General features: G+C 68.2%; 13 protein-coding genes. 12 read left to right on the top strand and 1 reads right to left on the bottom strand.

Going from position 1 to position 12,576, the window contains the following annotated elements; genetic code table 11:
• Positions 1-174: 174 nt before the first annotated feature.
• The 11 genes from G3N96_RS01595 to G3N96_RS01545 all read left to right on the top strand — a co-directional run bounded on the left by G3N96_RS01595 (position 175) and on the right by G3N96_RS01545 (position 11,237).
• The gene (locus G3N96_RS01595) at positions 175-1,005 is read left to right on the top strand and encodes a MetQ/NlpA family ABC transporter substrate-binding protein (RefSeq protein ID WP_206136001.1); all 831 of its coding nucleotides are present in this window, start codon (positions 175-177) and stop codon (positions 1,003-1,005) included.
• A 10-nt stretch (positions 1,006-1,015) separates the two neighbouring features.
• Positions 1,016-2,434, top strand: a complete 1,419-nt coding sequence (locus tag G3N96_RS01590; protein WP_206136000.1) for an LLM class flavin-dependent oxidoreductase — start codon at positions 1,016-1,018, stop codon at positions 2,432-2,434.
• A gap of 18 nt (positions 2,435-2,452) precedes the next feature.
• Positions 2,453-3,649 carry an ATP-binding cassette domain-containing protein gene (locus G3N96_RS01585; protein WP_206135999.1) on the top strand — a complete coding sequence of 399 codons (1,197 nt, stop codon included), beginning with the start codon at positions 2,453-2,455 and terminating at the stop codon, positions 3,647-3,649.
• Positions 3,642-4,298 (top strand): methionine ABC transporter permease, encoded by a 657-nt coding sequence (locus G3N96_RS01580; RefSeq protein ID WP_046546161.1) that lies wholly within the window; start codon positions 3,642-3,644, stop codon positions 4,296-4,298. The genes G3N96_RS01585 and G3N96_RS01580 overlap by 8 nt, the downstream gene beginning before the upstream one ends.
• A 53-nt stretch (positions 4,299-4,351) precedes the next feature.
• On the top strand, positions 4,352-5,194 hold the full coding sequence (locus G3N96_RS01575) for a hypothetical protein (RefSeq protein WP_206135998.1): 843 nt from the start codon (positions 4,352-4,354) through the stop codon (positions 5,192-5,194).
• The gene (locus tag G3N96_RS01570) at positions 5,191-6,402 is read left to right on the top strand and encodes an acyl-CoA dehydrogenase family protein (RefSeq protein WP_206135997.1); all 1,212 of its coding nucleotides are present in this window, start codon (positions 5,191-5,193) and stop codon (positions 6,400-6,402) included. Before G3N96_RS01575 ends, G3N96_RS01570 begins: the two co-directional genes overlap by 4 nt.
• A 135-nt stretch (positions 6,403-6,537) precedes the next feature.
• A complete protein-coding gene (gene zigA / locus G3N96_RS01565) occupies positions 6,538-7,746 on the top strand; it encodes a zinc metallochaperone GTPase ZigA (protein ID WP_206135996.1) in 1,209 nt (402 codons plus the stop codon).
• Between the two features lie 58 nt (positions 7,747-7,804).
• Positions 7,805-8,725 carry a GTP cyclohydrolase FolE2 gene (gene folE2, locus G3N96_RS01560; protein WP_206135995.1) on the top strand — a complete coding sequence of 307 codons (921 nt, stop codon included), beginning with the start codon at positions 7,805-7,807 and terminating at the stop codon, positions 8,723-8,725.
• Complete coding sequence (locus tag G3N96_RS01555) at positions 8,719-9,297, top strand: 6-carboxytetrahydropterin synthase (RefSeq protein ID WP_206135994.1); 579 nt, start codon at positions 8,719-8,721, stop codon at positions 9,295-9,297. Before folE2 ends, G3N96_RS01555 begins: the two co-directional genes overlap by 7 nt.
• Positions 9,297-9,857, top strand: coding sequence for a carbonate dehydratase (locus tag G3N96_RS01550; protein ID WP_206135993.1), 561 nt, complete (start codon positions 9,297-9,299; stop codon positions 9,855-9,857). The genes G3N96_RS01555 and G3N96_RS01550 overlap by 1 nt, the downstream gene beginning before the upstream one ends.
• A 3-nt stretch (positions 9,858-9,860) precedes the next feature.
• Complete coding sequence (locus G3N96_RS01545) at positions 9,861-11,237, top strand: dihydroorotase (protein ID WP_206135992.1); 1,377 nt, start codon at positions 9,861-9,863, stop codon at positions 11,235-11,237.
• On the opposite strand, the gene G3N96_RS01540 is transcribed toward G3N96_RS01545, so the two are convergent.
• Positions 11,234-11,698 carry an Lrp/AsnC family transcriptional regulator gene (locus tag G3N96_RS01540; protein WP_046546153.1) on the bottom strand — a complete coding sequence of 155 codons (465 nt, stop codon included), beginning with the start codon at positions 11,696-11,698 and terminating at the stop codon, positions 11,234-11,236. The genes G3N96_RS01545 and G3N96_RS01540 overlap by 4 nt on opposite strands.
• Before the next feature lie 154 nt (positions 11,699-11,852).
• On the opposite strand from G3N96_RS01540, the gene G3N96_RS01535 reads away from it, so the two are divergent.
• Positions 11,853-12,482 carry a LysE family translocator gene (locus tag G3N96_RS01535; protein WP_206135991.1) on the top strand — a complete coding sequence of 210 codons (630 nt, stop codon included), beginning with the start codon at positions 11,853-11,855 and terminating at the stop codon, positions 12,480-12,482.
• Positions 12,483-12,576 lie beyond the last annotated feature (94 nt).

The following is a 12,576-nucleotide window of genomic DNA, read 5'->3' as shown; positions in this document are numbered from 1 at the left end:
CATATCGCCGCGCGCGATTTTCTTCGCACAATCGCTTCGTAGACCGCCCCCGCGCCGCTCTCTATCATCGGCTGATCTTTTCCGATGCGTTTGACCTCTGTCCGGAGAACGCCCGTGCGTTCGCCGCGGCGTCGCTCATCCATCGATACCGTCTTTGGACAGGAGAGTGGTTTCATGCTGCATGCCGTTTTTTCCGCCCGCTTTTCCGCCGGCCGCGTCGCGCGCCTGCTGGCTGCCGCCCTGTTTGGCGTCGCGCTGCTCAATGGCGCGCACGCCGACACCGCACCACTGAAGGTCGGCATCTCGACCAGCCCGCAGATCGAAGCGCTGAAAGTTGCCGCGAAGGAAGCGAAGGCGCAGGGGCTCGACGTGAAGATCGTCGAATTCACCGACTGGAATACGCCGAACGCGGCGCTCGCGAACAAGGACATCGAGGTCAACTACTTCCAGCACATCCCGTTCCTCGAGAACGCGAACAAGCAGGGCGGCTACAACTTCGTGTCGATCGCGCCCGGCACGATCATGAAGATCGGCCTCTATTCGAAGAAGGTGAAAAGCTTCAGCGAGCTGAAGGACGGCGCGAAGGTCGCGATCGCGAACGATCCGGTGAATGGCGGGCGCGGGCTGTTGCTGCTGCAGCGCGCGGGGCTCATCACGCTGAAGCCGGGCGCGGACTACCGCGCGACGACGCATGACATCGTCGCGAACCCGAAGCACCTGAAGATCATCCCGCTCGAAGCGTCGCAGCTCGCGCGCTCCCTCGACGACGTCGATCTCGCGCAGGGCTACCCGAGCTTCATCAAGCTCGCCGGCACGACCGACCCGAACAGCGCGCTGCTGTTCGACGGCACCGAGAACAAGATCTTCGCGATCCAGTGGGTCGTGCGGCCGGACAGCGTGAACGATCCGCGCATCCGCAAGTTCATCTCGATCTACCAGCACTCGCCGGCGGTGCGCAAGGCGCTCGACAACGCGTTCGGCTCGCTGTACGCGATCGCGTGGTGACGGAGGCGGCATGACGACGGCGAACCGCAAGAAAATCCTGCTCAACGCGTTCAACATGAACTGCGTCGGACACATCAACCACGGGCTGTGGACGCATCCGCGCGACCGCTCCGCGCACTACATCGATCTCGACTACTGGGCCGACCTCGCGAAGACGCTCGAACGCGGCAAGTTCGACGGGATCTTCCTCGCGGACATCGTCGGCGTGTACGACGTGTTCGGCGGCGGCCCCGACGCCGCGCTGCGCGAATCGGTGCAGGTGCCCGTCAACGATCCGCTGCTGCTGGTGCCCGCGATGGCGCAGGTCACGCGGCACCTCGGCTTCGGCGTGACCGCGAACCTCACCTACGAGCCGCCGTACCTGTTCGCGCGCCGCATGTCGACGCTCGATCACCTGACGAAAGGGCGCGTGGGCTGGAACATCGTCACCGGCTATCTCGACAGCGCCGCGCGCGGCATGGGCCTCGCGCAGCAGATCGGCCACGACGACCGCTACGAGCGCGCGGACGACTACATGGACGTCGTCTACAAGCTGTGGGAACAGAGCTGGGACGACGACGCGGTGATCCGCGACGCGCAGGCGCGCGTGTTCGCGCAGCCGGGCAAGGTGCGGCGCGTGAAGCACGACGGGCCGTTCTATTCGATCGACGCGATTCATCTGAGCGAGCCGTCGCTGCAGCGCACGCCGGTGCTGTACCAGGCCGGTTCGTCCGCACGCGGTGTCGAGTTCGCCGGCCGTCACGCGGAATGCGTGTTCGTGAACGGGCAGAGCAAGGCCGCCGCGCGCGCGGCGACACTCGACATTCGCGCGGCCGCTGCACGGCAGGGCCGCGACCCGGCGTCGATCAAGATCTTTGCCGGCGTGAGCGTCGTGACGGCGGAAACCGAACTTCTGGCACGCGAGAAATTCGACGAATACCGCCGCTACGCGAGCGCCGAAGCCGGCCTCGCGCATTTCGCGAGCTCGACCGGCATCGACTTCGCGAAGTACGGCCTCGACGAACCGATCTCGTATGTGAAAACCGATTCGATCCAGTCGGCCGTCGACGCGATCTCGCGCAAGAGCACGACCGGCACGTGGACCGTGCGCCGCATGCTCGAACAGATGTCGCTCGGCGGCCGCTATGCGCCGATCGTCGGCTCGCCGTCGCAGGTCGCGGACGAACTGCAGTCGTGGATCGACGAGACCGGCATCGACGGCTTCAACCTGACGCGCACCGTGATGCCCGAGTCGTTCGAGGATTTCGTCGACTGGGTCGTGCCCGAGCTGCAGAACCGCGGCGTCTACAAGGAAGACTACGATCCCGCGCCGACGCTGCGCGCGAAGCTGTTCGGCGCGGGCCCGCGCCTGCCCGCATGGCATACCGGCGCGCAGCACCGGCCGGGCGCCGCCGTGCACGCCGAATCCGCGCATCCCGCGCATGTCTGAACGTGACGGAGCGAAGCGATGACGCAATTGTTCGATACGCTGGGTTTCATCGACAACACGTCGGCCGCGCGCACCGGCGCCGCTGCCACGACGCATGACGAAGCGGCCGCGTCGGCCGAACCGGCCGGCGCCGGCGGCGCCGCCGTATCGCTGGAGCAGGTCGGCAAGGTATTCGCGACGCCGCGCGGCCAGGCCGCCGCGCTGCGCGACGTGACGCTCGACGTGCGGCGCGGCGAGGTCTTCGGGATCATCGGCCGCAGCGGCGCCGGCAAGTCGACGCTGCTGCGGCTCGTGAACGGCCTCGAACGGCCGAGCTCGGGCCGCGTGCGCGTGCAGGGCGTCGACGTCGGCGCGCTCGACGAGGATGGACTCGTCGCGCTGCGGCGCCGCACCGGCATGGTGTTCCAGCATTTCAACCTGCTGTCCGCGAAGACGGTGTTCGAGAACGTCGCGCTGCCGCTGAAGATCGCCGGCGTGCCGAAGGCCGAGCGTGTGCGCAAGGTCGAGGCGCTGCTCGAACTCGTCGGGCTCGCCGCGAAGCGCGACGCGTATCCGGCCAGCCTGTCGGGCGGGCAGAAGCAGCGCGTCGGCATTGCCCGCGCGCTCGTGCACGATCCGGAGGTGCTGCTGTGCGACGAGGCGACGTCGGCGCTCGATCCCGAAACGACGCAGTCGATCCTCGCGCTGCTCGCCGACATCAACCACCGCCTCGGGCTGACGATCGTGCTGATCACGCACGAGATGGAAGTGATCCGCGCGGTGTGCGACAGGGTCGCGGTGATCGAACAGGGCGAAGTCGTCGAAACGGGCCCCGTGTGGCGCGTGTTCGGCGATCCGCGCCACGGCGCGACGCGCGCGCTGCTCAGCACGCTCGTGCACGACCTGCCGGCCGAACTGGCCGCGCGCGTGCAGCCGTTGCCGGAACAAGCCGCGTTGCCTGAAGGCGCGCAGGTGGTGCTCGACGTCCGCTATACGGGCGAGAGCGGCGGCGAGCCGGATGTCGGCGCGCTTGCAGTGGCGCTCGGCGGCTCGGTGCGGTTCCTGCACGGCGGGATCGAGCGCATCCAGGGGCACGCCCAGGGGCGGCTCGTGATCGCGGCAGCCCTGCGCGCGGAAGATGCCGGCCAGCCGCCGGCCCGCGGCGGCGCGGTGGCGGCGCTGCTCGAACGCGCGCGTCGCCACGCGAATCACGCGGAGGTGCTCGGCTATGTTTGACCTCTGGTGGCCCGAACTGCTCGACGCGATCCGCGACACGCTGTCGATGGTCGCCGCGTCGGCCGTGATTGCCGCGCTGATCGGCATCCCGCTCGCGGTGATCCTCGTGACGACCGCGCCCGGCGGCATCTACGAGCGGCGCGGCGTGAACGCGGTGCTCGGCGCGCTCGTCAACGTGTTCCGCTCGACGCCGTTCATCATCCTGCTCGTCGCGCTGCTGCCGTTCACGCGCGTGCTGATCGGCACGACGATCGGCGTCTGGGCGGCCGTCGTGCCGCTGTCGATCGCCGCGATCCCGTTCTTCGCGCGGATCGCCGAGGTGAGCCTGCGCGAAGTCGACCGAGGGCTGATCGAGGCCGCGCTCGCGATGGGCGCGAAGCGCCGCCACATCGTCTGGCACGTGCTGCTGCCCGAAGCGCTGCCCGGCATGCTCGGCGGCTTCACCATTACCGTCGTCGCGCTGATCGGCTCGACGGCGATGGCGGGCGCCGTCGGCGCGGGCGGCCTCGGCGATCTCGCGATCCGCTATGGCTACCAGCGTTTCGACACCACCGTCATGGCGACCGTGATCGTGATCCTGATCGCGCTCGTCTCGGCCGTGCAAATCACGGGCGACCGCCTGGTCCGACGTGTGACCCGGCGTACCTGAGCGACGCCACAAGCGTCCGCTCGCTTCATTCATGATCCTGAGAGAAAGAACCTATGACCTTGCCCATCGGCGCGCCGCGCGAATGGAACGGACAATTCGAGGAAGCGCTGTTTCTCGACGTGGCGCGACGCCATCGTCCTGACTTCCCGGCGAAGCTCGCCACGCCGCCGCGCGAGCCGCGCAACGACGACGAACTGGCCGCCGTCGCCGACTACTACACGAAGATGGCGTCGCACGACCTGTTCATCGTGCAGGTCGTCGCGAAGGCGATCGACACGCTGTTCCGCGACGATCCGCATTTCCAGCTGATCCTGTCGCGCCAGCTCGGCGACGACGGCGCGCACGCGGTGATCGGCCGCGAGCGCGTGACCGAACTGACGGGGCGCGATCCGCTGCCGGAAGTCGACCGGCTCGTCGCCGCGCACTGGGCGCGCATCGGCGACATCGCGGTGCGCGACATCGCCGGCTTTCTCGCGTTCGAATGGCATTACGAGCTGCACATCCTCGCGAAGCTGTGGATCCAGCGCAAGACCGGCCGCATCGGCGATTCCGCGATGCGCGAACACGGCGAGAACCGGATCCGGCCGGACGAGGAATGGCATCGCGTGCAGATCGTCCAGTGGTGGTTCGACACATTGAAGGCGCTGCCGGCGGTGGAACGCGACGCGCTGATCGATCGCGTGATCGCGGCCGACGAGGAAACGCAGGCGCGGCTCGACGGTTACCTGCACGACGAGTACGCGCATACCGCGCACGTGTTCGGCGCGGATATCGCCGAATACCGCGCGATCTACGACGACTGGCGGCGCGAGATCCTGTCGCGGCTGACCGGCCGCACGCTCGATGCGCTGGTGCCGCTGTCGGGCGAAGCGGTTGCGCAGGAAGCCGTCGCATGAACGATCCGCGTGGCCCGGCGACCTTCGCGCCCGATACCGATACGCCTGCTTTCGACCCCGTCGCGCTGGCGCGCGCGATCGACGCGTTGCGCACCACGGCCGCCGCGCGCGACCGCGCGGGCGGTCATGCGGCGCAGGAGAAGCAGTGGCTCGCCGATGCGGGCCTGCTGACGCTCGCGGTGCCGCGTGCGTTCGGCGGGCAGGAAACCGCATGGCCCGAGATCTACGATGCGATCCGGCAGATCGCGCGCGTCGACAGCGCGCTCGCGCATCTCGTCGGGTTCCAGTGCCTGCAGGTGGTGAGCGTCGACGTGTGGGGCAACGCCGCGCAGCGCGAACGCTACCTGCGCGGCACGGTCGAGCAGCAATGGTGGTGGGGCAACGCGGTCAATCCGCTCGACACGCGGCTCGTGGCCACGGCCACGCGTGACGGCGGCTACCGGCTCGAGGGCGTGAAGGGCTTCTGTTCGGGCACGCGCGGCTCGCAGCGGATGACGGTGTCCGCGCACGATCCGGACACCGGCCGCACCGTGTTCGGCGTGGTGCCGACCGATCGCGCGGGGATCACGGTCAACGAAGACTGGGATCCGATCGGCCAGCGCCAGACCGACAGCGGCAGCGTGCGCTTCGACGGCGTGACGCTCGCGGCGGACGAGGTACTGCACCGCTCCGAGGCGCCGCCGACCCCGCGCGCGACGCTGCGCACGCTCGTGTCCCAGCTCGTGCTGACCAACCTGTTCGTCGGGCTCGCGGAAGGCGCGCTGGCGGAAGCGCGCGACTACGTGCTGAAGCATGGCCGCCCGTGGATCCAGTCGGAGGTCGCGCAGGCGAGCGACGATCCGTACACGCTGCAGCGCTTCGGCGACATGCGCGTGCGGGCGATCGCCGCGGCGGCGCTGGCCGATCGCGCGGCCGCCGCGTTGCAGGACGCGTGGGCGCGGCAGGATGCGCTGACGGCGGACGAGCGCGCCGAGGTGGCGCTCGCGGTATCGGAGGCGAAGATCGTCGCGCAGCGCGCGGCGCTCGAGAACGGCGAGGCGCTGTTCGACGCCTGCGGCGCACGCGCGACGGCCGCGTCGCTCGGCCTCGACCGCTTCTGGCGGAACGCGCGCACGCATACGCTGCACGATCCGCTCGACTACCGGCTGCGGGATGTGGGCCGGTTCGCGTTGACGGGCGAGTTGCCGCAGGCGTCGCTCTATACATGACGAATTGACACCGGAGCGGGCATGACCCGCTCTGGACAAAACTCGACGGGCCTGCTGGACGTCCGGAATGATATGTTATATCGTTGCGATACAATATATCATTCTCTCCTCAACGTCCTCGACCGGAATCGCCCGATGAGTGCTGCACTCCAACCGTCCACGCGGCTTCCCGTGACCGTCCTGTCCGGCTTCCTCGGCGCCGGCAAGACGACGCTGCTCAACCACATCCTCAACAATCGCGAGGGCCGGCGCGTCGCGGTCATCGTCAACGACATGTCCGAGGTCAACATCGACGCCGCGCTCGTGCGCGACGGCGGCGCGGGGCTGTCGCGCACCGACGAGAAGCTGGTCGAGATGAGCAACGGCTGCATCTGCTGCACGCTGCGCGAGGATCTGCTGATCGAGGTCGACCGGCTCGCGCGCGAAGGGCGGTTCGACCAGCTCGTGATCGAATCGACCGGCATCTCGGAGCCGCTGCCGGTGGCCGAGACGTTCACGTTCGAAGGCGAGGACGGCCGCAGCCTCGGCGAAGTCGCCCGGCTCGACACGATGGTGACGGTGGTCGACGCGTTCAATTTCCTGCGCGACTACGCATCACGCGACAGCCTGCAGTCGCGCGGCGAATCGATGGGCGACGAAGATGCGCGCACGGTGGTCGATCTGCTGATCGACCAGATCGAGTTCTGCGACGTGATCGTGATCAACAAGATCGACCTGATCGACGCAAGCGCGCGCGAGCGGCTGGTCGCGCTGCTGCGCGGGTTGAACCCGCGCGCACGGATCGAGATCGCCGAATTCGGCAAGGTGCCGCTCGAGCGCGTGCTCGACACCGGCCTGTTCGACTTCGAAGCCGCATCGCGCGCACCGGGCTGGCTGCAGGAGATGCGCGGCACGCACACGCCCGAGACCGACGAGTACGGCATTCGCAGCTTCGTCTATCGCGCGCGCCGGCCGTTCCATCCGCGGCGCTTCTTCGATCTCGTCGAAAGCGAATGGCCGGGCGTCGTGCGTTCGAAGGGGTTCTTCTGGCTCGCCACCCATCCGACCATCGCCGGCTCGTGGTCGCAGGCCGGTACGGTCGCGCGGCACGGGCCGGCCGGCTACTGGTGGGCGGCCATGCCGCCCGAGCGCTGGCCGCAGGACCCGGAAGCCGTCGCGCAGATCCGCGCGCGCTGGGACGAGCACGTCGGCGATGCGCGGCAGGAGCTCGTGCTGATCGGCATGGACATGGACGAGCCCGTGCTGCGCGCGCGCTTCGACGCGTGTTTGCTGACCGACGCGGAGATGGCCACCGGCCCCGAACACTGGACCACGTGGGACAACCCGTTTCGCGACTGGCCCTGACCTGACCGCGCTGCCTGCATCGATCCGGATGGAGAAGGCGCTCCACCGGATCCCGAGCATGAACGCACCCCTTCCCGATATTTCCCTGACCGATGCCGCGCACGGCGGCCGCCCGCTCGAATGGGTCGGCATGCAGGGCATCGACCTGCCCGTTGCGGTGGCCGAGCCCGGCTGCCGGCGCGACGTGCATGCGCGCGCCGACGTGCAGGTCGATCTTCCCGCGCCGCACGTGAAGGGCATCCACATGTCGCGGCTGTATCGGCTGCTCGACGGGCTCGACGATGGCGCGGCGCTGTCGCCGGCCGGCGTTCAGCGCGTGCTGCATGCGATGGTCGACAGCCATCGCGACTGCGACACGCGCAGCGCGCGGCTGCGGTTGCGCTTCGACCTGCTGGCACGCCGCGCCGCGCTGGTGACGGACGGGCTGGCCGGATGGAAAGCCTATCCGGTTCGGATCGACGCGACGCTGACCGGCTCCCGGTTCGCGCTGCGCGCACAGGTGACGGTCGTCTATTCGTCGACGTGCCCGTGCTCCGCCGCGCTGTCGCGGCACTGGGTCGAGCAGGCGTTCCTGGCGGCATTCGGCCGCGACGATCGCGTGGAGCCGACGGCGGTCGCCGCATGGCTGAAACGGCACGCGACGGCGGCCACGCCGCACAGCCAGCGCAGCGAAGCCGTCGTCACCGTGGCGCTGCCCGCCGATGGCGCGACGCTGGGGCTGATCGACCTGATCGATCGCATCGAGCACGCGCTCGGCACGCCGGTGCAGACGGCCGTCAAGCGCGCGGACGAGCAGGCCTTCGCGGTGCTCAACGGCGGCAACCTGATGTTCGTCGAGGATGCCGCGCGCCGGGTCCAGGCCGCGCTGGACGGCCACCATGCAACCCCGCGCGTGCACGTGCGCCATCTGGAAAGCCTGCATCCGCACGATGCGGTGGCCTGGGCCGCGCCGCTTCGCGAAGGCGCCGACGCATGCTGATCCGCAAGCTGTTCCGCTTCGAGAACGCGCACGTCGTGCGCGGCTGCAGCACGCGGCGCTGCTCGCATTCGATCCACGGCCATTCGTACCGCGTCGAGCTGCTGCTGGAAGCGCACGCGCTGGATCACGGGCAGATGATCTATGACTTCGGGCTGCTCAAGGGCGACGTGCGCGACCTGATCGACGCGTTCGATCACGCCGTGACGCTGTGGTCGGATGACGACCCGTGCTATGTCGAGAGCATGCGCCGGCATTCCGAGCGCTGGGTGCTGCTGCCCGTCTCGCCGAGCGCCGAGCAGTTCTCGCGCGTGCTCTTTCGCCTCGTCGATGCGGCGCTGTCCAGCACCCGCATGACGAACGGCGAAGCCGACGTGCGGCTGCATTCGATCATCGTTCACGAGACCGAGACCGGTTACGCGCAGTGCTTTCGCGACGATGCGTTCAACCCGCGCATGGGCCGCATCGACCTGGACGACATCGTGTTCGCGCCGGCCATCGCCGGACAGTGGCGCGATCCGGGCCTGTTCGAGCGGATCAAGCGCGGCCGTCCCCTTTCAACACAGGAATCCTGATGATCAGAAAGAACCCGCGCGGCGACCTGCCGCAGATTCACCCGAGTGCCTTCGTCGATCCGACCGCCATTCTGTGCGGGTTCGTGATCGTCGAGGAGAACGTGTTCATCGGCCCGTACGCGGTGATCCGCGCCGACGAAACCGATGCCGGCGGCCGGATCGCGCCGATCGTGATCGGTGCGCATTCGAACATCCAGGACGGCGTGGTGATCCATTCGAAGTCGGGCGCGAGCGTCACCATCGGCCAGCACACGTCGATCGCGCACCGCGCGATCGTCCACGGGCCGTGCAAGGTCGGCAACGGCGTGTTCGTCGGCTTCAACAGCGTGCTGTTCAACTGCACGATCGACGACGGCTGCGTGGTGCGCTACAACGCGGTCGTCGACGGCTGCCACCTGCCGCCGGGTTTCTACGTGCGTTCGACCGAGCGCATCGGGCCGGAAACCGATCTCGCCGCGTTGCCGCAGGTGACGGCCGACGCGAGCGATTTCTCCGAGGACGTCGCACGCACGAACAATGCGCTGGTGCTGGGCTACAAGCACATCCAGAACGAGTTCTGAGTCATGGACGAGACCATCCGACGGGAAGCGGGCGTGAGCGACGCGCTGCAGCGACGCCACGCCGACCTGCTCGTGCACGGCGGCACGGCGATCACGCCCAACGGGGCCGAGCGGATCGACATCGCGTGCGTGGACGGCCGTGTCGTGGCGCTGGGTGCGTTGCACGGCACGTGGAGCGCCGACGTCCTGCTGGATGCCGGCAGGCTGCACGTGTTGCCGGGCGTCGTCGACAGCCAGGTGCATTTCCGCGAACCGGGCCTCACGCACAAGGAGACCCTCGAGGCCGGCACGCGCGGCGCGGTGCTCGGCGGCGTCACGACGATCTTCGAGATGCCCAACACGCATCCGCTGACGCTGACCGCGCAGGATCTGCAGGCCAAGCTGGATCTGGCGCGTGGCCGTGCCTGGTGCGACTACGCGTTCTACATCGGCGGCTCGGCCGCGAATGCCGAACGGCTGCCGGTGCTTGAAAACCTGCCGGGCTGCGCGGGCGTGAAGGTCTTCATGGGCAGTTCGTTCGGCGATCTGCTGGCCGACGACGAAGCCGTGTTGCGCCGGATCGTGCGTAACGGGCGGCGGCGCATGGCCGTGCATGCGGAGGACGAGGCGCGGCTGCGCGAACGCCGGGCGCTGGTGGAAGCGAGCGGCGACGTGCGTGATCATCCTCGCTGGCGCGACGAGGAAAGCGCGCTGGCGGCGACGCGGCGCATCGTCGGGCTGGCGGCCGAAGCGGGCCGGCGGCTGCATGTGCTGCACGTGTCCACTGCCGGGGAAATGGCGTTCCTCGCGCGGCACCGGCAGCGCGTGACCGTCGAGGTCACGCCGCATCATCTGAGCCTGCACGCGCCCGATTGCTACGAGCGGCTCGGCACGTTCGCGCAGATGAATCCGCCGGTGCGCGAACGGCATCATCAGGATGCGCTGTGGCAGGCCGTTCGCGATGGCGTGGTCGACGTGATCGGTAGCGATCACGCGCCGCATACGCGCGACGAAAAACGCCGGCCCTATCCGCAGTCGCCGAGCGGGATGACCGGCGTGCAGACGCTGCTGCCGCTGATGCTCGATCACGTGCAGGCGGGGCGCCTGAGCCTCGCGCGGCTGGTCGACCTGACGAGCGCCGGGCCGGCGCGTATCTTCGGCATCGCGGGGAAAGGGCGGATCGCGGCCGGCTACGACGCCGATTTCAGCATCGTCGACTTGCAGGCGCGTCGCATCATCCGCGACGAATGGATCGCCAGCGTGAGCGGCTGGACGCCGTACGACGGGTGCGCGGTCACAGGCTGGCCCGTGCATACGGTCGTGCGCGGGCACGTCGTGGTGCGTGAGGGTGCGCTGAACGGAAAGCCCGAGGGGCAGGCCGTGACGTTTCTGGACGCCTAGATCGGCAGGCGAACCGTCTGCTTGATGCGCTTCAGCGGAATCTCGGTTTCGACGTTGCGGACCCCTTCGATCTGCGTGAGCGTCTCCATCTGAAAGCGCTGGTAGTCGTCGAGATCGCGGGCGATCACGCGCAGCAGATAGTCGTAGCTGCCGGCCATCAGGTGGCATTCGAGTACTTCGGGCGCTTGCTCCATCTCGCGTGCGAAGTGTTCGACCGTCTTCTTGTCCTGGCGCTCCAGCGTGACGCGCACGAACGCGGTGAATCGCAGGTCGACGGCAGCCGGGTTCAGGAGCGCGACATAAGCGTCGATCACGCCTTGTTCCTCGAGCAGATGAACGCGGCGCAGGCATGGCGTGGCCGACAGCCCGGCCTGTTGCGCGAGTTCGGCATTCGTCTGGTTCGAATTCCGTTGCAATGCACGCAGAATGCGCCGGTCGATCGCGTCCAGTTTGATTGGCATTTTTGACTACCAGAGGCGTGAAAACTAGAGATTAGCTCCAAATCACCGTTTTCAAGTAGCCAAATACGCATCCAATCTCCACGGAAGGGCGCCGATAATCTGACGACCGGTCGGGCGATTCGCGTCCGTCGACCATCCCTTCAGGAGCGCTCCCATGTCACATCTATCCTGGCTGCCATTCATCGCAACGTCGCTTCTGATCATCGTCACGCCGGGCCAGGACATGGTGCTCGTGATGTCGCGCACGCTGTCCGGCGGCGCGCGCGCGGGCCTCGTGACGGCCGCGGGCGTCAGCGTCGGACTGCTCGTTCATACGATGCTCGCGACGCTCGGTCTGGGCGCGCTTCTTCAGGCATCCGAATGGCTGTTCACGGCGCTGAAGGTAATCGGTGCGCTGTATCTGCTGTACCTCGGCATCACGTTGCTGCGATCGTCGGGCGAATTGACGCTCGCGAGCGGCCACGACGGCGCGCAGGCATCGCGGCTGCGCACGTTCGCGCAAGGCGCGCTGTCCAACGTGTCGAACCCCAAGGTCGCGCTTTTCTATCTGGCGTTCCTGCCGCAATTCGTGCCGGCGGGCACCGCGCATCCGATGCTGTCGCTGTTCGTGCTGGGCGCGACGTTTGCCGGCCTGACGTTTCTCGTCAAGGGGCCGGTCGCGTTGTTCGCGGGCCTGCTGTCAGCATCGATCCGCCGCAATCCGCGCATCCTGACGCGCATGCATCGCGTCAGCGGCGTGGTGCTGCTGGGGCTCGGCGTGAAGCTGGCGCTCGAGCGTCGTTGATCGCGGTCACCTCGTACGCGTGCCGTCGGCGCGATCGCGCCGACGGCACGCTTCCCGGCGTCGAGACAAAGCCGCTCGACGCTTCACGGCCCAC

This window comes from Burkholderia sp. Se-20373 (genome assembly GCF_017104705.1).
Taxonomy (GTDB): domain Bacteria; phylum Pseudomonadota; class Gammaproteobacteria; order Burkholderiales; family Burkholderiaceae; genus Burkholderia.
The sequence above is the reverse complement of the archived record's forward strand: the minus strand, read 5'-3'. Positions and strand labels throughout refer to the sequence as shown.

What these genes read in the sequence shown, in the direction of transcription:
- G3N96_RS01595 (WP_206136001.1), top strand. Translation starts at nt 175, where the DNA reads ATGCTGCATGCCGTTTTTTCCGCCCGCTTTTCCGCCGGCCGCGTCGCG.
- G3N96_RS01590 (WP_206136000.1), top strand. Translation starts at nt 1,016, where the DNA reads ATGACGACGGCGAACCGCAAGAAAATCCTGCTCAACGCGTTCAACATG.
- G3N96_RS01585 (WP_206135999.1), top strand. Translation starts at nt 2,453, where the DNA reads ATGACGCAATTGTTCGATACGCTGGGTTTCATCGACAACACGTCGGCC.
- G3N96_RS01580 (WP_046546161.1), top strand. Translation starts at nt 3,642, where the DNA reads ATGTTTGACCTCTGGTGGCCCGAACTGCTCGACGCGATCCGCGACACG.
- G3N96_RS01575 (WP_206135998.1), top strand. Translation starts at nt 4,352, where the DNA reads ATGACCTTGCCCATCGGCGCGCCGCGCGAATGGAACGGACAATTCGAG.
- G3N96_RS01570 (WP_206135997.1), top strand. Translation starts at nt 5,191, where the DNA reads ATGAACGATCCGCGTGGCCCGGCGACCTTCGCGCCCGATACCGATACG.
- zigA (WP_206135996.1), top strand. Translation starts at nt 6,538, where the DNA reads ATGAGTGCTGCACTCCAACCGTCCACGCGGCTTCCCGTGACCGTCCTG.
- folE2 (WP_206135995.1), top strand. Translation starts at nt 7,805, where the DNA reads ATGAACGCACCCCTTCCCGATATTTCCCTGACCGATGCCGCGCACGGC.
- G3N96_RS01555 (WP_206135994.1), top strand. Translation starts at nt 8,719, where the DNA reads ATGCTGATCCGCAAGCTGTTCCGCTTCGAGAACGCGCACGTCGTGCGC.
- G3N96_RS01550 (WP_206135993.1), top strand. Translation starts at nt 9,297, where the DNA reads ATGATCAGAAAGAACCCGCGCGGCGACCTGCCGCAGATTCACCCGAGT.
- G3N96_RS01545 (WP_206135992.1), top strand. Translation starts at nt 9,861, where the DNA reads ATGGACGAGACCATCCGACGGGAAGCGGGCGTGAGCGACGCGCTGCAG.
- G3N96_RS01540 (WP_046546153.1), bottom strand. Translation starts at nt 11,698, where the DNA reads ATGCCAATCAAACTGGACGCGATCGACCGGCGCATTCTGCGTGCATTG.
- G3N96_RS01535 (WP_206135991.1), top strand. Translation starts at nt 11,853, where the DNA reads ATGTCACATCTATCCTGGCTGCCATTCATCGCAACGTCGCTTCTGATC.